Raw genomic sequence first — 18,302 nt, forward strand, 5'->3', positions numbered from 1 at the left:
GAAGTTTTCTACTATAAAACATATTCTAAAAGCCCTCATGTAATCTAAAACTGAGGGCTTCTTTAAACAAATATGTTAGCTGAAAGTCCGTACGAATATTCCTCCATTCACCAACAATATTCCCCTTTAATTCAATATCGGCTGCCGTATAATAAATCAGATGTTAAAAAGACTCCGGCGGGTGGCAGGGATTCACTTTTAATGGGGGATCCAATAAGGTTTGTTTCTGTTGTAGCTATCCAACTTCCATGTTCGCCAGTCTGTAAAGAGGGGGGATTCATGATAAGCTGCCCACTTAAAATCAAATGACGAATTTTAATAGTGACATCATCAAATATATATAAATGACCAGTAAATGTGGCATAGGGTGAATCAAATCTTATTTGATTGGTATTTTCATTCCAATACCCCCTAATTGGAATAGCGGTTCCACGAAAATTAATTGTTCCACTTACCCTGTTATTAGTAATAGAGTTAATGATAAGTATCCCCCAAATGATTGGTCTACCACCAATAGCAGCATGGATACCCCACCTTGATGGGAATGGGATACTTAACGGAATTTCCTGTCCTGTATTCAAAGATACTCTCTCCCTTAATGCGATTAAATGAGAAATTCACAAATTATTTTTATGTTCATTTACAATCATATGCATCGAATATCAAATTGGGTATAGATGAAAAAGCAATTATTTTTAACAAAGAAGACGCTATAACTGGCATGATTCAGTCTGTTAAGCATTTTCTAGGTGCTAAAAAGAAGTTTGAAGATAGATCTATTCGTCTAAGGAATAACGAAAATGCAGTGGTATTTTATGAATAGTTAATTGTAAAGAACGATGAAGTATTAGCAAGACTATTTACCATTAGAAATTGGAAATTTACTAATGAGAAATGGTTCAAGGACAGACTGATCAGCAATAAAATGCAACGGCAGCTAGGAAAGTAGAGGGGGCTTTAGTGGAACAAAGAGTTGTGTCTGCATCTCCTTTTCTTATTGAGGGAGTTTAAGTGCATTGTTTCACAAACTAGTTTTTGAAGTTAAATGAGATACTATATCATAATATAAGAAAACTACGAATCAACTAACGTTAAATGGAATTTGCCTACTTAATTCCTTCAGTTTTTAGCACATCAATGACTTTTTTCAAAAATCTCCTAGTTTGAACTAGTTCCGCAATATTGGTGTTATCAAAGTGGCTATCAGACCATGATGTCTTGCCCACAGAACGTATGAGTAATTTTCTACCCTTAATTAAATAGTGATTCGTTTCCTTGAAATTTGCTCCAGCTTGTTGTTTTCGCAAATCCTTCATTCTTATCTAAGAGTTTTTGTACGACATCTTTCGTTAATCTCATTGTTATTATCTCCTTTAGTAGGATAACTTCAAAAAGGCGGTTAATCTTTGAACAACACATCTGTTAGTTCAAATAAGTCTTTTTAAAAAACAATATCTTTAAAACCCGAAACTAACCCGATAGAACCATAATTTCCTGGGTTGCCATAATTCCCTACATTTCCATAGTTACCATAAATACCGAAATTAACATTTTTGTAAGGAGAATAATTATTATACATTAATCGATTTTCATGAATAATTTCACCCAGATAATGTCCTCTCATATCGATAAATATATTTTCCTGTTCACGATAATGACCTATATTCTCCCCTGTAGGCGAATGAAGGTGACCATTTACAAAATTAGCAATATGATGTCCCTTACTGTTGAATAAAAATTTCACGCTAAACCTCTCCTTATAATTTAGTGCTAATATACTATTTATATAATTCGACTTTGTATCTACAAAATCCTTTTTTACTAACCTGCTGCTTTTGTTACATAAGAAAAGATCATACTATATTTTAGGAAAGCCCTCATTTGTAACAGAACGTCTTCGCTAATTGGAATTTACCTCTTCTAATTGATTTGAAAGGTGGAATCATATTTTTTCAATAACTTTGTCAACATTATTCCATTCATATATTAGTTCATTTAATACTTTTCCTCCTATTTTAATTTGAACTTTATTAACTAATTTTGCACCATAATATTCATAAAAATAACGAGTTTTATTATCCTCAAGGACTTCCACAAATACTTTTTCATAACCCAATTAATTAAAATGCCAAAATAGTTCTTTAAGCAGTTTTTTTCCGATTCCTTTTCCTTGATACTCTTCAAGCAAGTAAATCGAGGTCAAATCACCTGAATTTTCCACTACATTAGTTTCTCTTTTCCAGGCATCTGCAAAACCTATAATTTGACCTTCATTATTCTCTGCAATAGCAACGTAATTATCTTCTCTTTCCAAGTTTTTCTTTCACAATTCTGTTCGTTGTTCAACAGATAAATTATCTAAAAAGTCATTTGGGATAATGTCCTTATAAGTCGTTCGCCAACTATTAACGTGAACTTTTGCAATACCTTGTGCATCATCTAATTTTGCTCTTCTAATTTTCATTTCCACACCCCAATATGCAATTTAACGCTTCCTTAATAAGGTAATTTCAAAGCATAAATTCCTTTAAAAACTTGTTCAACAAAACTGCCCCTTTAGTCGAATAAGAAAAAGCCACCAAATTGGCAGCTGGATGATGCTAGACTAAAAAGTGGACACAGATTGTTATAATAAATATATCAATTATAATGAGGTGTGTCCGTATGGCAAAAGGTAATGGTAAACGATACGAAGAGTCTTTTAAAATTGAAACTGTAAAGTATATTAGCGAAAACCATAAATCTGTAGCTCAAGTGGCGAGAGAAGTTGGTGTAAACGAAAATACATTACATGGTTGGATGAAAAAGTATGGTCAACAACCGGAAATCAAGGCTGTACAATCTTTCTCCTCGGAAGGTGCTGCTTTAAAAGCTCTTCAGAAAGAAATGCGCGATTTAAAGGAGGAAAATGAAATCTTAAAAAAGGCGATGCACTACTTCGCGAAAAGCCCTCGGTAAAATATGAATTTATTCATAAGAATCGCTCCCAATTCCGAGTGGAGAAGATGTGCAAAGTCCTGGGAGTATCCAAGAGTGGTTACTTCAAATGGTTAAACCGACCAAAAAGTAACCGGCAGAAAAAGCACGAGAAATTAGCACAAAAAATTCTGAAGACCCATTTAGAATTTAAACAACGTTACGGCAGCGTGAAAATTACTAAAACCCTTAATAAACGTGGCATGAAGGTAAGTGAGCGTACGGTTTCCCGTATTATGACGAAGAACCAATGGAAGTCTTGTACAGTCAAGAAATACAAGGCTACGACCAATTCAAAACATAAACATCCAGTAAGTGAAAACGTCCTAGATCGACAGTTTAAAGCAAGCAAACCAAACCAATTTTGGGTAACGGATATCACTTATATACCGACCAATGAGGGCTGGTTGTATTTGGCGACCGTAATGGACTTATATTCTCGTAAAATAGTAGGTTGGGCTATGGGCAAAACTATGACAAAGGAATTGGTTATCTCTGCATTAAAAATGGCTTACAAGCGTCAAAAGCCGGGAAAAGGCGTCATTCATCACTCAGACAGAGGTGTTCAATATGCTTCCTCTGAGTATCAGAAACTATTAAAAAAGTATCATATGATTGGTAGTATGAGCCGTAAAGGAAACTGTTATGACAATGCTTGCATTGAATCGTTTCACGGGATTCTTAAACGTGAGTTAGTTTATCAAACCAAGTATAGAACAAGAGAAGAAGCGAAGAAATCATTATTTGAATACATCGAGTTCTTCTACAATTCTAAGCGGATTCATTCAACATTGGGCTACTGTACACCAAATGAATTTGAGCGAATGTATAGTAATTCTGCAGCTTGATTTTACCTTCATCAAAAAGTTTAAATCGTACTTTATTTAAACTTTTTGATGAAGGCCACCAAGCGAAAGCGCGGTAGAAAAATCTGTGTCTATTTTCTTGACGTAGTAACATTCTTCAGGAGTTTAATCACAATATTATAGTTGATGCATAATCAAAAGCGAAGCATAAAATTTTTATTCGATTTGAAAAAATTGGGTCTCAAACATATTTTTCTTTTTTAATAAATTGGAAGAATATTTACCGTTTCTACTTGTAACTTGATCATATTTTTCTAGTATCCAAAAAGCACGTTTTCTTTTTTGATTAACCCTTAAATACGGTGCTGTTTGTTTTAAGGTGTCAAAAACATCTTTTTTCTTTTTTATAGATAAAGTAAAAGAATTTTTATGTATTTCAGGTTTGTAATTTTTTTATTATTAATTGTTCCTCCGGTCAATGTTTGTAAATAAACTAATAGTTCTTTATCTGTAGAAGAGATGGTTATACAAGGACGTCGATGTTCATTTTCATGCATTCGTGTTAAGGTAATGGTTCCTTCTACATCTATGATTCCCGCAACGTAGGCTGCCTCCCAATTTTCCATAGTCTCCCTCCTATGAAACATACGTTCCGATTATAAGTTATCAGAGTTTAGGGAAATTTTCAAATCTAAAATTACTTATACTTTCAGAAACATTAGAAATTTAAAACCCACTGCATTTCAATTTAAACTTTAAAATAGTTACACCCCTCAAAATAGTTATAATCATAATTTCTTTTGGTTAAATTAAAAAAAATGCAACTAAGAGAGGATACGATTATGACTTCTACTCATATTCCAATTACATCATCAGAATTAGCTAACATATGGAACTCTTATCAAGAGAAGTCCATGATGATGAGAATGTTAGAGCATTTTATAGAGCATGCCGATGAGGAAGAAAAGCAACTTTTGCTAATGCATTATAATAGTGCGGCTAAAACAGTAGAAGTGATTAAAAGTATTTTTCAACAAGAAGGTGCAGTCATTCCAATCGGTTTTACAGAAAGTGATATACATAAAGGAGTTTCCAAGTTATATGATTATATGTTTAACATCATGTATCTGCATATGATGACGAAAGTGGAAATGAGTCTCTATTCACTGTTTGCTGGTATGTCTTATCGAAAAGATATTTTAGAATTATTTATAGAGTTAACAGCACAGTCACAAGAAATAAATAAGCAATGCACCCAATTCCTTTTAGAAAAAGGGGTTTTATCACGTCCACCTTTTGTTTCCATGCCAAAAGAGGTACATTTTATAGAAAATACTGCATTATAGAAGTGGTTTTAATCTGTTTAGTGATAAAAGGTCGCTAAATACGATTGAAGTTTCGCTTATCCATCATGCCATTGAAATGAACCTAGTTGGACTGCAATTAATTATTGGCTTTGCCCAGGTTGCACAAAATAAAGAGGTGCAAAAATACTTTGTTGAGGGCATGGAATTGTCCAAAAAAATCGAAATTGATTTAGGTGGATTTTTACGCGAAAGTTTTTAGAGCCACCCGCAACCCATGCTGGAAAAGCAACTGATTCAAAGATTGCACCATTTTCTGATAAATTGATGATGTTCAATACCAATCTGTTAACTTCATTTAGCCTAGGCAGTAATGCATTGGGTGGGGCATTTAGTCTAAGAAATGATATACCGGTTAAAATGGCTATTCTTGCAAAAGATATTTTTACTTTCTCTCAAGACGGTGGAAAGATTATGATTAAGAATGGCTGGATGGAAGAACCTCCGCAAGTGGAAATTATCATTTCATAATTTGCTCTAATCTCTTCCGTCGTAACTGGCAAAGCAGTAGTTAAATGACGAAGATAGTCGTTGTCAAAACGAAGCCAGGAGTTATAGTTCCGTTTAATAAAATACTCAGCGCTCTCATAGGCATCAAACGATTCATCTATTCTTTTCCCGTTATGTATGACTTCAAAATCATGTTCGTTTAAGGGACGAATAAAGGAGATGTCTCCTTTTCGGTTTTCGTAACATGTACCATAATGGGCACATTTGACATTGATTTCGTTTCGCTCAGGATCCGGTTTGTGTGGAGATATAGGGAACACATTCACTACAAATTTTTCAAATGTTTCCTGTGACAAATCACATCCTGAAGCTTTTGGATGGCCACCGCCACCGAAGCGGGAGGCGAATTCTGATACATCAATATGATCGTATATCGTGCGAAAACCCACCTTTTTATTTCCGGCATTTATTAAAATAATCATATCCAGATGCGGATTCAGCTTATGCAATGCATTGCCGAGTTCAGATAAATACTGCTCCGCATGGACGATTCCCACACAATATTCCTCCACGAAGGTTTGGACAAGTTGTCTGTTTTTGGAATGAATATACCTATGGATCTTTTTGTCTTCTACGTCCAATAGTAGGTTTTCCGTATCTGTTAAGGTGAAGGAATTAGGATGGTCCTTTAATCTTTTGAGCAGATCTTCCTCAAAATGCTCCCTATCCATCATATAAAATAAGTCATTTAAACGTTTAGCAGCGACATTATTATTTTCATCCCATTCCCAAGTATCATATTGACGAACTAGATCAACAAATTCGTCCAATGCAGGGGTCTTTTGAATTTTTTGATGCTCCACGAGAAAATCATAAAACAGTGATGTCGCACAGGTTTTCTTACCAGTCTTATATTCGGGATCGACCATTGCCCATTTGTATTCATTAAAATGCATGGCCGTTACATGGTGGTCAATCATTTGAATCGGATGTCCATTAGAAAACCGCTTTTCAAGCTTTTTTTCCACATGTTCATTGACTGCCAGGTCCGTAATATATGTTTCGGTGTTATTATGATCGGGGTTATCGATAAAATGCTCCACACGTTGATTTAAATTTCGATAGGAACAATAAGAAACATTTGCATCTTCACCAAATGCTAGCTTGGCGACAATTCCGCAGCCTAATCCGTCTAAATCAATATCTGTAAAAAGCTTCATCGAATGCAGGTCTCCTTCATTTTTTTCTACCATAAGGATTATTTTAACCGAGGTGCATATCTTATACTCGCACCTAAAAAATATTTGTAAAACGTCAAAAATATTTCAAAAATTCTAAACAAATAGCTGTCTTTTCGGGTAAAATCTTTATGTATATAATTTTTTAAAAGGAGAATGAAAATGGATAGAATACAATCCTTAACCGTTTTACTAGTTTCAGACATAGAAAAATCAATGGCTTTCTATCAAGATGTTTTAGGATGTGAAGTGAACGATTGGTGGGCTCTTCGGAATGATTCATTGAAACTCGGGTTTAAACTTTTACAAGCAAAAGAAAATCAAATAATATCCCCTAATAGCAGCAATAATGAGGTTATATGGGATGCCTATGCTTACGCGTATGATTTTGCAGCCTTAGATCAATTACATAATGAGTGGAAACAAAAAGGGGCGAAAATTGTTCAAGAACCCGTAGTAACAGAGTTTGATTGGGGAGCATGGAGGGAATTTGCGATTGAGGATCCGGATGGGTATGTTTTGGCGGTAGGGACAGGAAATAAAGAATAAGTTTTTGCACAAAAGGCAACTAGATAGGAGTATGACAAATGACAAAAGAATTCTTTGATATTTTTGATGCAGATATGAATCACATGGGTGTTGCGGAACGAAATGAAGTTCACCAAAAGGGATATTGGCATAAGGCATTTCATTGCTGGTTCTATCAAATCGAAAATGGGGTGCTGAATGTTCTTTTTCAAAAAAGACAGCATGACAAGGATACCCATCCTAATTTACTCGATATAACTGCAGCAGGACATTTGACTGCAGGAGAACGTCCTCACGAGGGCATAAGAGAGGTAGAAGAGGAGCTCGGAATACAAGTACAAATGGATGAACTGGAATCGATTGGGGTTATCTCGGCAAGCTATACTGGTGATACATTTATCGATAATGAATTCTGCTACACTTACTTTTACCATTATAAAGAGCATATGGAAAAAATAATACCTGACCCTGTAGAAGTTGCTGGAATTTATCGAATTCCTTTTCACCAAATGGAAGGTTTATATAATGGTTCACTTAAATCTATTAACATCTCTGGTTTTGAATATAAAAATAACCAATTAACTAGCCTTCGCACAGATGTAGAGCTAAAAGATTTTGTACCTCATCCTTCGAATTATTATAAGGTGATTTTTGATAAGCTTTCTAAAATAAATAAGGTACTATCAACATGAAACTGATAGTACCCTTTTTTTAATTTACAGTTGTTTGATTTGGAGAATTCAACCTGAATGATCATCCGGAAAATAGGAATATTTTTGTGATAATCCGACAAACCCGGTAAAAACCGCCACGCTTGATAAACCGACAATCCATTTTAATCCTTTATTTTTCGCCATTATCCTCACTCCATATGAAATAATATCTGACTCGGTTGATTTTGATTATAGGAGGGAAGATTTAAAATAAAATTAATGGAATAAAATAAATTTCACTATCAGGTCAAATATCGGTAATAACCACAACTTGACATATTCTTACTTATTAAACTATGATAATATCGGTATTAATTTAATAGTGGGAAAACTAGGTTGATTGAATTATTTCAATCATTAAAAGGGAAGTTCGGTGAAAAACCGACGCGGTCCCGCCACTGTAAATGGGAGCTCTTTACAAAGATTATCCACTGTCTTACAAGATGGGAAGGAGTTAAAGAGTGTTGATCATGAGCCAGGAGACCTGCCTATTTTTTGCACCATAAACCTACGTGGATAGGTGGTGCTGAGCTCGAGGAAAATCGAACATTTTCACCTCCTGCGACGCACAACATCTTCACATTAGGAGATGTTTTTTTATTTTTTTCAAGGGGGAAGAGAAATGAAAGGAATGCTTTTCAAAAGAAGTTCTGTCGTGTTGACGGCTATCCTACTTGTGATGCTTCAACTAACGGGATTTTTTACAAATCCGGTATCTGCTGCTGCTTTAAAAAATGCAGCAATGATTTCGGTTGTCGATGAAAATGGTAAAACCGTCCTTCCACATTCTGTGTTGGAAATAAAGGATGGAGAAACAGCTTTCGATGTATTAAAGGAAGCAACTACAAAGAAAAATATTGCATTTGACTATACTACTGATCCTAAGTATGGCGCAAATATTGTACAAATTGGGGATGCAAAGCCTGACTATGCAAAGGACAGTACATATTGGGGCTTTATTATTAACGGCAGCATGGCTCAAGTAGGAGTATCCGGATACAAAGTGAAAAATGGGGATGATTTGCTATTTAAGGTAGTAAGTTACCCGGAGAAAACTATTTCCGCAAAAGTTTCTGCAAAAGATGTAAAAGGTAATGCACTGATACCAGAAACAGATGTAAAGGTCGTGGAAGGTGCCAATGCGTACGATGCATTAATACAAGCTGCTTCACAGAAAAATCTTGCACTAAAGGTTTCGGTAGATTCAAGTTACTTTGAATTTGTTCAAAATATCGGAAATGCGAAACTGAATGAAGGGGATTATTGGAAGACCGCTTTGAATGGAAATCCTCTACAATCATCCCTGTCAACAAACATTTTAAAAAATGGAGATAGTGTTGAATTAACCATTGATAATTATATAACACCGCCGGATTCCAATGGTGATAATGGAAACGGGGGCAATAATTCAGGAACTCCAGATGGAACAAAACAACCAAATGTAACGAAGCAACAGGTTGCAGCTGCAATGAAATCTTCTGCTTCTTATGTATTGAAAAATGGTGGTAATGATGAGTTTGAAATCATCGGACTGCAAAGATCCGGTCAAAAGATTCCTGCCGTTTATTTAAATAATATTAAAAAGACATTGAAAGAAAATGATGGTACATTCCGCAATGTTACCGATTATGAAAGATTAGCAATCGGTGTTACTGCAGCTGGAGGAAATGCTGCTAATATTGATGGTTATAATTTGATTGAAAAAATTTACTCCAATGACCGCATGACAAATCAAGGAACAAATGGGGTTATATATGCATTGCTTGCATTAGATAGCAAGAAATATAAAGTTCCTGCTAATGCAAAATGGTCTAGAGAAAAACTTGTAAACTACTTATTGGATAATCAGCTTAAGTCTGGTGGATGGGCACTTGTTGGCGATAATGCGAGTGTTGACATCACTTCCATGGCATTAGCTGCACTTGCTCCATATAAGAGCAAAGAAAATGTAAAAAATGCTATCGATAATGCAGTAAACTGGCTTTCATCCGTTCAGGATAAAAATGGCGGATTTAGCAGCGATATTAATGGCGGAGATGCAAGTGAAACGACTGCTCAAGTAATCATTGGTTTATCGTCTATCGGTGTTGACCCAACTGATAAAGCATTTACAAAAACAGGCGGAAACCTTGTGCAACATTTAATGTCATTCCATCAAAAGGATGGCGGATTTGCTCACATCGCAGCAGATCATGAATCAAATTTAATTGCAACAACGCAAGGCTTATTAGGATTAACTGCGTATCAGCAATATCTAAATGGAGAGGGCTCCATTTATCAATTTACAGGAAATGATGTGACTGTTCAGCCAGGTAATGATGCAACAAACACAGAAAAGCATCCTTCTGATAACGGTCAGCCATTGCCAAATACAGCAACCAATTATTATAACGTATTATTATTAGGTGTAATCCTTTTCATCATTGGTGCAGCTATTTACTTCTATAATCGTAAACAGAAAGCGGCTTAAACATGAAGAAAATTGCATTTGTGATCATGACAGCTGGTCTCATCTGTTTAATCTATAGTGGTACAGAATTGATGAAGGGCCGACAGCTCCAAGTGTCGGCTCTTCATCAAGCTAAAGCCATGACAAAAGAAATAGACAGTCCATTGAAAGTACAAGAAAAACAGGTCCTAAACAAAACAAATAAAAATATCATTGGATTGCTGGAAATTCCTAAATTGGAAAAAGAGCTGCCAATCGTTGAAGGAACAACGCTTGATGATTTGGCAAAAGGGGTTGGCCATTATAAAACCTCTTCATTACCAGGGGGCAAGGATCAAATTGTTTTATCAGGTCATCGCGATACTGTTTTTCTACGTTTTGGTGAGTTAAAAAAGGGTGATACGGTGACGGTAAAATTAAAAAGCGGCTCCTATCAATATGTGATTGATCATATGAAAATCGTTGACGCGGATGATCGAAGCATTATTCATTCCACAAAACCAAGGGAAGAGCTTGTATTAACAACATGTTATCCATTTCATTATGTCGGTAACGCACCAAAACGCTATATCATCTATGCATATCCAAAAACAACTTAGGAGGCAGGAAATATGAAAATATTTAAAACACCTTTCATAATGCTAATTGCACTACTTGTTATTTTCATGGTTTCCGGCTGTCAAAAAGACTCTGTAAGTCCAAAACAGCAGGAAGGAACATATACCGAATCTGCTTCCGCTAACCAAAATGTAAAAGAAAATACTTCAAAACAACAATCTAAAACCGAAACTAATAATACGAAAACATCAACTTCTGAAAATAAGTCTGAAACAGCTTCGCAAAAATCGGCTGGTAAAGGCGAGAGATCGAATAGTACCCAATCAACATCAACTTCTGTAAAAAAACAAGCGCCAACAAGTGCAAAAACAAAGACAGCAACTAAACCTAACACAAACTCAACTTCAACGGCAACTTCAAAACCAAATACAAATCAGAATAACAATACAAATAAATCAAAACCAAAAACGACACCAACAGCACCCAAGCCCAAGCTAACCGTAACCATTTCGATTGTAAGTAAAGATTTGAATAAAACCATTCTTTCTCCGACGCAAGTAACCATTCAAAATGGTGATACATTTCTTTCTGCTACAAGAACAATCCTTAAACAAAAAGGAATTCCGATTAGTGTACGAGGCAGCGGTGCATCGGCATATGTAGAAGGGATTGGCGATTTATATGAATTTGACCATGGGCCTTTAAGCGGCTGGATTGCCGAAAAGAACGGTGTGAAACTTGACCGCAGTGCCGGAGTTAAAGCGGTCAAAAGCGGTGACCAGGTTCGCTGGATTTATACGACAGATTATACAAAGGACACGAAATAAATGAATAGAGGCTTTCGTTCATTTCACCCTATCGTTTGTTTCCTATATTACGTAGGAGCGGCAGCACTGGTTATGCTTAATAAGCATCCGGTGTTTTTATTTATGGGTACTATGATTCTTATTTTTTATAATATTGCTCTCGACCGCGGTATGACATTGAAAAAGTGGTGGAAGATGGTATGGATTCTATCCGTTTTTTTTCTTATATTAACCCCACTTACTAATCATCGAGGGTCACATATATTGTTCTATCTTAGAGAAAATCCTGTTACGCTTGAAGCAATCATTCAAGGGATTATTTTGGCTTTATCGCTTTTTTGTTTAATGGTTTTATTTACATCCTATAATCTTGTCATTACCGCCGATAAATTTTTGTACTTATTTTCAAAATGGCTGCCGCAGTGGGCATTACTAACGATGATTTCGCTGCGATTTGTCCCTTTACTTAGAAGAAGATTGGCGGAAATTGAAACGGTCCAGCGGAGTAAAGGTCATTCCATAAAGACTGGAACGATAAAACAACGATCCAAAAACGGAATTCAACTTGTGCAAATATTACTTACCTGGTCGCTAGAAGAGGCATTACAAACAGCCGATTCGATGGCGGCAAGAGGATATGGATTACGAAAAAGAAGTCGCTACATCCCTTTTCAAATGAAAAGGAAGGATTGGTTTGCGCTTATTTATATGCTGGCTATTGGAAGCGTAAGTATTTTCGGATGGTGGCTTGGTGATGGTGTTTTATCGATTAGCCCTGTTTTAGAACCGATTTATCTAGAAGGAAGAGAATGGTTTTATCTCGTTATTTTTATTCTATTTATAGGTTTTCCGCTTGGTATAGAAGAAAGAGAGGCATTGCAATGGCACTATTGGAAGCGAAAAATATAACATTTCATTACCCAGATCAACCAAGAAAAGCAATAGATAATATCTCCTTCCAAATAGAGCAAGGTGAATTTATCGTTCTTTGCGGCCCATCTGGAAGCGGGAAATCAACTCTTCTGAGGCTTCTAAAAAGAGAGATTGCTCCACATGGGAAATGGACAGGAGATTTATTTTTTCAGAATCAGGCTATTTCTCATTTTTCAAGTGAACAATTGGCTCAGAGTATTGGGATGGTGTTTCAGGATCCGGAAAATCAGATCGTGATGGATCAAGTAATGGAGGAGCTTGTATTCGGATTGGAAAATATCGGAACTCCTACTGATGAGATGCGTAAAAAAGTAGCGGAGATGATTCATTTTTTCGGATTAGAAAATTTATTGCATAAAAGAACACATGAATTATCTGGCGGTCAAAAGCAATTGTTGAATTTGGCATCTGTTTTATTAATGGAACCGCAAGTACTGCTTCTGGATGAACCAACTGCACAATTAGATCCAATTGCAGCAAAAGATTTTATCGGAATGCTCCATCGGATGAATGAAGAATTTGGGATTACCGTTATCATTGCAGAGCATCGATTGGAAGAATTGTTTGCGCTTGCAGATCGGGTGCTAGTATTGGAACAGGGAAAGAAAAAGCATGATGGGTCGCCGCGTAAAATTATTCGGGAAATAGGCATGAATCCATCTAATAATATGTATTCCTATCTTCCAAGCAGTGCCTTGCTATATTTGGAGCAAGCACATGCGATTAAAGAAGAAGAGATACCATTAACCATTAAGGAAGGCAAGCGTTGGGTCGGAAAATTAAAGATAGAAACTATACAACAGGATGTAGAAACCCCTTCGTTTCCGAAGCCATTGGTAACAATGAAGGGAATTGATTTTCAATATGAAAGGAATCAAAAAAAAATTCTCGATAATCTATCAATGGAGATATACGAAGGAGAATGGTTTTCGATTGTGGGAGCTAACGGAACTGGGAAATCTACCTTGCTTAGAATAATGGACGGCCTTCAAAAACCACAACGTGGGGAAATAGTGTATAAAGGTAAAAAAGTAAAAGGACCGTTACCAATCGAGATGGGGTATTTACCGCAAAATCCAAAGCTCTTCTTTTTGCAGGAAACAATCCTCGATGAATTAACAGAGATTGCCAAGAAGCAAAATCTAGCGGATCGAGAAGCAAAAATCAATCATTTACTTGAAACCTTTAATCTAACTGAATTAAAGAATCGCCATCCATATGATATTAGTGGCGGTGAAGTACAAAAGGCTGCACTTGCGGGGGTGATGCTTTCGAACCCTTCCATTTTATTAATAGATGAACCGACAAAGGGACTCGATCCGGAAACGAAGAGGAGGCTGGGAAACTTATTGAAGGCATTGCAAAAAAATGGCTTGACGATTGTAATGGTCACGCATGACATCGAGTTTGCTGCTCAATATGCAACCCGCTGTGGGATGATGTTTCAAGGAAATATAACGGTAACCGCATCTCCTGATAAGTTTTTTCGGGGGAATGCATTTTACACAACTGTGATTAATCGGATTACAAGAGGCAGTCATGTTCCGGACGTTTTAACGGTAGAGGAGGCACGGAAAGTATGGCACGTTCTCGGAATGTCCTAGGATTTCTGGTAATCCTTCTGCTGTTACTATTAGTAGCCTTTACATTAATCGCACAGCACCATTATATTTTAGTAAGTATATTGTTCATGGTTTGTACATTTCTCCCTTTTATCATCCGCTTTGAGCGGCGCAAAGTTTCCGGCAGAGAACTTGTTATGTTGGCAGTTCTTGCAGCAATCGCAGCCGTCAGCAGAATCCCTTTTTCTTCGATTCCTAATGTGCAGCCTACTACATTTGTCATCATTGTAACGGGAGCAGCGCTTGGTGCCGAAAGTGGATTTGTGGTTGGGGCACTTGCAGCTTTAGTTTCGAATCTTTTTCTCGGTCAAGGACCTTGGACACCCTGGCAAATGTACGCATGGGGAATGATTGGAATGATTGCCGGATTTTTGCGAAATACATGGTTCATGAGAACAACCATTTCTAGATGTTTGTTTGGCTTTATTGCAGGATTTTTATTTGATTGGCTGATGAATTTATCTTATGTAGTAACCATATTTCAAAACATCACCCTTGCCCAATTTATTGCATATTACGCAATAGGCTTTTACTTTGATTTAGCCCACGCCCTATCCAATGTCTTTTTCTTAGCTATTTTTTCGAATAGTTGGGTGAAAATCCTGATAAGGTTTCGGAAGAAGTATGGATTATTGGATTTATAATAAACATGAATGCACACGGGATTCATTAGGAATTCTTGTGTGCTTTTTATTATATTTTTAATTTGCTAAAGATAACCATGAAAGAATAGCTAGGAAAATGTTCCTTAGAAAAATATTGTAAGGAAAAGGCTTCATTTTACATAATCTGATTAAGCAAAAATTAAGAAATCCTCTCCATAATAGGCTTATCTCATACAAAGAGAAACATTTCCAAATGATAATCGGTGTTCCAATGTGAAAGGAGTAAAGACATTGAAAAAGTGGATTATTACTATTGTTGTTCTTGTTCTTGTAATTGGCGGTGGTTCATGGTTTTATTTCAGCAAAAAGCAAAATCAGAACCAGGTGATGGCAGTGTCCAATCCGGTGGCAACTGTTCAAAAAGGAAAATTACAGGTTCAAATAAGTGGATCAGGTTCTGTTGAGTCTGCAAGCTCTGAAGATGTAAAAGCAAGCGCTAATGGAGTGGTTGATGAAGTCTTAGTATCTGCAAATGAAACAGTCTCCAAAGGACAAGAGCTGGTGACATTTACGGATGGCAGTGACCCTATTACAGCGCCTATCAAAGGTACGGTTACTTCATTGTCTATAGAAAGCGGGGACCGATTGAATAGCGGTACCGTCGTGGCACACATCACAAACTATAAAGATCTTCAAACAACGGTTAAAATTGATGAGTTAGATATTTCCAAAATTAAAAAAGGCCAAACTGCTGAAGTAACGGCGAATGCTTTTCCAGATACAACGTTTGCAGGCAAAGTTACGGATATTGCGGAAGAAGGCGATGTATCGAATGGAGTATCTACTTTCAATGTAACTGTCCATCTGACAAGTCCTAAAAATTTTAAAGTAGGGATGACTACGGAAGCGAAGATTTTAACCGCAAGCAAGGATAATGTCCTCTATGTACCTGTTGAAGCCGTACATACGAATGGAAAACAGAAATTTGTTATGGTGAAAAGCTCAGACGGACAAATTACAAGTCAAGAAGTGAAAACAGGCATTAATAATGATAGTTATGTAGAAATTACAAGCGGCCTACAAGAGGGACAACAAGTGCAGCTTCCTGCAATTTCGAAGAGCACTACCAATAGCTCAAGCAACATGCGCGGATTTGGCGGCATGGGAGGAATGGGCGGCGGTATGAATGGTGGATTTAACCGAGTGGAACGTGGAAATTGGGGCAATAATGGTGGCGGTATGAAAAGCGGAGGAGGTAATTAATCATGACTAAACCTCTTATTTCCATACAGAACATGGTGAAATCTTATAAAATCGGTGGGGAAACGGTAACCGCTCTCCACCGGATATCTCTGGAGATTAATGAAGGTGAGTTTTTAGCGATCATTGGTCCTTCTGGTTCTGGAAAGTCAACGCTGATGAATATGATTGGATGTCTTGATAAGCCTGACTCTGGTGAATATATCCTTGGGGATAAAAAGGTTGGTAGCTTGAGTGATAATCAATTGGCTACAATAAGAAATCAAAAAATCGGGTTTATTTTTCAAAACTTTAATCTTCTATCCAAATTAACCGCTTTAGAGAATGTGGAACTTCCGCTTTTATATAAAGGCATTCCGACTCAGGAACGAAAAGAAATGGCACTTGAGTGTTTGAAAAAAGTGGGGCTTTTAGATCGTGCTGCCCATCTTCCAACACAACTTTCTGGTGGTCAGCAGCAGCGTGTCGCTATCGCTCGAGCCTTAGTATGCAATCCTTCTATTTTACTTGCCGATGAACCAACAGGTGCACTGGATAGTAAAACAAGTAAGGAAATCATGGATGTCATGAAGGAATTAAATAAAATCGGTCATACCGTCATTTTGATTACACATGATTTAGAAGTAGCAGAACAGGCAAGGAGAATTGTTCAAATGAAAGATGGGAAATTGTTTGAAAAGGGAGGGGATCTTCTTGAAGCTTCTTCCGTCTATTAAAATGGCATTACGCAATATTAAGAGTAGTAAATTACGAGCATTTTTAACCATGTTAGGCATCATCATCGGGGTATCCTCGGTTATTGTACTCGTTTCAATAGGGCAATCCTCAACGAAAACCGTTACGGATCAAATTAATAATCTTGGGACAAATCTATTAACGGTGAATGTTTTAGATTCGAGTTCAAGTGATTTTAAAGAAGCAGATGCAGAAGGCTTAAAGAAAATCACCGGAGTAAAAGATGTTGCACCCGCTGTTCAAGGCAGAATTACCGCTAAGAATGGCCGAACATCCACACAGGTAAGCATGATTGGGACAACATCTTCCTATAAAACTATTCGAAATACGCCTGTTTCAAATGGACGATTCTTAGCCGATATTGATAATGAGTTTCGCATGAAGGTAGCGGTATTAGGATCAGATACGGCACAGACTCTTTTTGGAGCGGAAAACCCAGTCGGAAAATACGTTCAAATCAATGGAACATCTTTTAAAATTGTCGGGGTATTAGCATCAAAAGGCAGTTCTATTGGAGAAAGCGGTGACAGCGTCATTATTACACCGTTGAGTACAGCTGAACGTGTGCTGGCTTCCCTAAATGTTCAAACGGTATATGTTCAAGCACAAAATGAAAATCAATTAACCTTTGTACAAAATATGCTGGAGCGTTCCTTGTTATCTATTTTCCATAGTCAGGATAGTTACAGCGTCGTGAGTCAACAAGACTTGATGGATACAATGAGCTCTGTTTCGAAAACGATGACCATGATGCTCGGAGGAATTGCAAGTATCTCCTTATTAGTTGGAGGAATCGGAATCATGAATATTATGTTTGTATCTGTAACAGAACGGACGAAGGAAACCGGCATTCGAAAAGCAATTGGCGCGAAACGAAAAGACATTTTAACACAATTTTTAATAGAATCCATTGTTCTCAGTGCCATGGGAGGCATTTTAGGAATTGTTCTTGGATTTATAGCAACCAATGTCTATGGTTCTATTACGAATTCGACCATCGCCTTTTCTTTACCGGTAACGGCAATCGCTTTTATCTTCTCTTTATTAGTGGGTGTCATTTTTGGTGTTTTTCCAGCAAACAAAGCATCCAAACTACATCCAATCCATGCCTTAAGGTTCGAATAACAAAAAACGATTGCGTAGTTCGCGCAATCGTTTTTAATGTAGGTGTTTTTGTTAAACTCCGCTAATTTGTAAATGGAATGACTAATTTCTTTAAGAAACCCACAAGCGGACACCAGATCCGTTATGTGTGACAA

19 protein-coding genes, 1 pseudogene and 1 riboswitch are annotated in these 18,302 nt (G+C 36.8%); of the genes and pseudogenes, 15 read left to right on the forward strand and 5 right to left on the reverse strand.

What is annotated here, in order from left to right; genetic code table 11:
* Positions 1–131 precede the first annotated feature (131 nt).
* From NSQ59_RS07710 to NSQ59_RS07720, 3 genes and pseudogenes are all read right to left on the reverse strand, one after another.
* On the reverse strand, positions 132–581 hold the full coding sequence (locus NSQ59_RS07710; RefSeq protein ID WP_055738847.1) for a hypothetical protein: 450 nt from the start codon (positions 579–581) through the stop codon (positions 132–134).
* 860 nt (positions 582–1,441) lie between these two features.
* Positions 1,442–1,744 carry a hypothetical protein gene (locus NSQ59_RS07715; RefSeq protein ID WP_055738849.1) on the reverse strand — a complete coding sequence of 101 codons (303 nt, stop codon included), beginning with the start codon at positions 1,742–1,744 and terminating at the stop codon, positions 1,442–1,444.
* A gap of 198 nt (positions 1,745–1,942) precedes the next feature.
* Positions 1,943–2,464, reverse strand: a pseudogene (locus NSQ59_RS07720) (GNAT family N-acetyltransferase).
* Between the two features lie 200 nt (positions 2,465–2,664).
* Here NSQ59_RS07720 and NSQ59_RS07725 point away from each other — a divergent pair.
* Positions 2,665–3,824, forward strand: a protein-coding gene (locus NSQ59_RS07725; RefSeq protein ID WP_268888313.1) for an IS3 family transposase whose coding sequence is annotated in 2 segments (ribosomal slippage) — positions 2,665–2,926 and positions 2,926–3,824 — 1,161 coding nt in all. Because the reading frame shifts where the segments join, the coding sequence is not laid out codon by codon here.
* A gap of 362 nt (positions 3,825–4,186) precedes the next feature.
* Here the strand turns inward: NSQ59_RS07725 and NSQ59_RS07730 are convergent.
* Positions 4,187–4,408, reverse strand: coding sequence for an LAGLIDADG family homing endonuclease (locus tag NSQ59_RS07730; protein WP_235950480.1), 222 nt, complete (start codon positions 4,406–4,408; stop codon positions 4,187–4,189).
* 216 nt (positions 4,409–4,624) lie between these two features.
* On the opposite strand from NSQ59_RS07730, the gene NSQ59_RS07735 reads away from it, so the two are divergent.
* The 3 genes from NSQ59_RS07735 (at position 4,625) to NSQ59_RS07745 (ending at position 5,617) form a co-directional block, all read left to right on the forward strand.
* Positions 4,625–5,128 carry a DUF3231 family protein gene (locus tag NSQ59_RS07735; protein WP_340830571.1) on the forward strand — a complete coding sequence of 168 codons (504 nt, stop codon included), beginning with the start codon at positions 4,625–4,627 and terminating at the stop codon, positions 5,126–5,128.
* A gap of 58 nt (positions 5,129–5,186) precedes the next feature.
* Entirely contained in the window at positions 5,187–5,348 is a 162-nt protein-coding gene (locus tag NSQ59_RS07740; protein ID WP_340833149.1) for a DUF3231 family protein, read from the forward strand.
* Between the two features lie 65 nt (positions 5,349–5,413).
* Complete coding sequence (locus NSQ59_RS07745; protein WP_340830573.1) at positions 5,414–5,617, forward strand: DUF3231 family protein; 204 nt, start codon at positions 5,414–5,416, stop codon at positions 5,615–5,617.
* Here the strand turns inward: NSQ59_RS07745 and NSQ59_RS07750 are convergent.
* Entirely contained in the window at positions 5,542–6,816 is a 1,275-nt protein-coding gene (locus tag NSQ59_RS07750; RefSeq protein ID WP_340830574.1) for a DHH family phosphoesterase, read from the reverse strand. The two genes, NSQ59_RS07745 and NSQ59_RS07750, sit on opposite strands and share 76 nt — an antisense overlap.
* Before the next feature lie 180 nt (positions 6,817–6,996).
* Here NSQ59_RS07750 and NSQ59_RS07755 point away from each other — a divergent pair, with 180 nt between their 5' ends.
* From NSQ59_RS07755 to NSQ59_RS07805, 11 genes are all read left to right on the forward strand, one after another.
* Entirely contained in the window at positions 6,997–7,383 is a 387-nt protein-coding gene (locus tag NSQ59_RS07755; RefSeq protein WP_055738853.1) for a VOC family protein, read from the forward strand.
* 38 nt (positions 7,384–7,421) lie between these two features.
* The gene (locus NSQ59_RS07760) at positions 7,422–8,054 is read left to right on the forward strand and encodes an NUDIX hydrolase (RefSeq protein ID WP_055738854.1); all 633 of its coding nucleotides are present in this window, start codon (positions 7,422–7,424) and stop codon (positions 8,052–8,054) included.
* Between the two features lie 337 nt (positions 8,055–8,391).
* Positions 8,392–8,581: riboswitch (cobalamin riboswitch) on the forward strand.
* Positions 8,582–8,697: 116 nt separating this feature from the next.
* On the forward strand, positions 8,698–10,545 hold the full coding sequence (locus NSQ59_RS07765) for a DUF4430 domain-containing protein (protein ID WP_055738855.1): 1,848 nt from the start codon (positions 8,698–8,700) through the stop codon (positions 10,543–10,545).
* 2 nt (positions 10,546–10,547) lie between these two features.
* A complete protein-coding gene (locus NSQ59_RS07770) occupies positions 10,548–11,123 on the forward strand; it encodes a class D sortase (protein WP_055738856.1) in 576 nt (191 codons plus the stop codon).
* 12 nt (positions 11,124–11,135) lie between these two features.
* Entirely contained in the window at positions 11,136–11,909 is a 774-nt protein-coding gene (locus tag NSQ59_RS07775; RefSeq protein ID WP_055738857.1) for a DUF4430 domain-containing protein, read from the forward strand.
* Positions 11,910–12,797: an energy-coupling factor transporter transmembrane component T gene (locus NSQ59_RS07780; RefSeq protein WP_055738858.1), complete on the forward strand. Its 888-nt coding sequence runs from the start codon at positions 11,910–11,912 to the stop codon at positions 12,795–12,797. It abuts the gene before it with no gap.
* On the forward strand, positions 12,770–14,425 hold the full coding sequence (locus NSQ59_RS07785) for an ABC transporter ATP-binding protein (RefSeq protein WP_055738859.1): 1,656 nt from the start codon (positions 12,770–12,772) through the stop codon (positions 14,423–14,425). The genes NSQ59_RS07780 and NSQ59_RS07785 overlap by 28 nt, the downstream gene beginning before the upstream one ends.
* A complete protein-coding gene (locus NSQ59_RS07790) occupies positions 14,401–15,087 on the forward strand; it encodes an ECF transporter S component (protein ID WP_055738860.1) in 687 nt (228 codons plus the stop codon). The genes NSQ59_RS07785 and NSQ59_RS07790 overlap by 25 nt, the downstream gene beginning before the upstream one ends.
* A 252-nt stretch (positions 15,088–15,339) precedes the next feature.
* Positions 15,340–16,311, forward strand: coding sequence for an efflux RND transporter periplasmic adaptor subunit (locus tag NSQ59_RS07795; RefSeq protein ID WP_055738861.1), 972 nt, complete (start codon positions 15,340–15,342; stop codon positions 16,309–16,311).
* Positions 16,312–16,313: 2 nt separating this feature from the next.
* Positions 16,314–17,024, forward strand: coding sequence for an ABC transporter ATP-binding protein (locus NSQ59_RS07800; RefSeq protein WP_055738862.1), 711 nt, complete (start codon positions 16,314–16,316; stop codon positions 17,022–17,024).
* The gene (locus NSQ59_RS07805; protein ID WP_083489240.1) at positions 17,002–18,168 is read left to right on the forward strand and encodes an ABC transporter permease; all 1,167 of its coding nucleotides are present in this window, start codon (positions 17,002–17,004) and stop codon (positions 18,166–18,168) included. Before NSQ59_RS07800 ends, NSQ59_RS07805 begins: the two co-directional genes overlap by 23 nt.
* Positions 18,169–18,302 lie beyond the last annotated feature (134 nt).

The organism is Margalitia sp. FSL K6-0131, from assembly GCF_038008735.1.
In the GTDB taxonomy this organism is placed as follows: Bacteria; Bacillota; Bacilli; order Bacillales; family Bacillaceae_C; genus Margalitia; species Margalitia shackletonii.

What these genes read in the sequence shown, in the direction of transcription:
- NSQ59_RS07730 (WP_235950480.1), bottom strand. Translation starts at nt 4,408, where the DNA reads ATGGAAAATTGGGAGGCAGCCTACGTTGCGGGAATCATAGATGTAGAA.
- NSQ59_RS07735 (WP_340830571.1), top strand. Translation starts at nt 4,625, where the DNA reads ATGACTTCTACTCATATTCCAATTACATCATCAGAATTAGCTAACATA.
- NSQ59_RS07745 (WP_340830573.1), top strand. Translation starts at nt 5,414, where the DNA reads ATGATGTTCAATACCAATCTGTTAACTTCATTTAGCCTAGGCAGTAAT.
- NSQ59_RS07750 (WP_340830574.1), bottom strand. Translation starts at nt 6,816, where the DNA reads ATGAAGCTTTTTACAGATATTGATTTAGACGGATTAGGCTGCGGAATT.
- NSQ59_RS07755 (WP_055738853.1), top strand. Translation starts at nt 6,997, where the DNA reads ATGGATAGAATACAATCCTTAACCGTTTTACTAGTTTCAGACATAGAA.
- NSQ59_RS07760 (WP_055738854.1), top strand. Translation starts at nt 7,422, where the DNA reads ATGACAAAAGAATTCTTTGATATTTTTGATGCAGATATGAATCACATG.
- NSQ59_RS07765 (WP_055738855.1), top strand. Translation starts at nt 8,698, where the DNA reads ATGAAAGGAATGCTTTTCAAAAGAAGTTCTGTCGTGTTGACGGCTATC.
- NSQ59_RS07770 (WP_055738856.1), top strand. Translation starts at nt 10,548, where the DNA reads ATGAAGAAAATTGCATTTGTGATCATGACAGCTGGTCTCATCTGTTTA.
- NSQ59_RS07775 (WP_055738857.1), top strand. Translation starts at nt 11,136, where the DNA reads ATGAAAATATTTAAAACACCTTTCATAATGCTAATTGCACTACTTGTT.
- NSQ59_RS07780 (WP_055738858.1), top strand. Translation starts at nt 11,910, where the DNA reads ATGAATAGAGGCTTTCGTTCATTTCACCCTATCGTTTGTTTCCTATAT.
- NSQ59_RS07785 (WP_055738859.1), top strand. Translation starts at nt 12,770, where the DNA reads ATGGCACTATTGGAAGCGAAAAATATAACATTTCATTACCCAGATCAA.
- NSQ59_RS07790 (WP_055738860.1), top strand. Translation starts at nt 14,401, where the DNA reads ATGGCACGTTCTCGGAATGTCCTAGGATTTCTGGTAATCCTTCTGCTG.
- NSQ59_RS07800 (WP_055738862.1), top strand. Translation starts at nt 16,314, where the DNA reads ATGACTAAACCTCTTATTTCCATACAGAACATGGTGAAATCTTATAAA.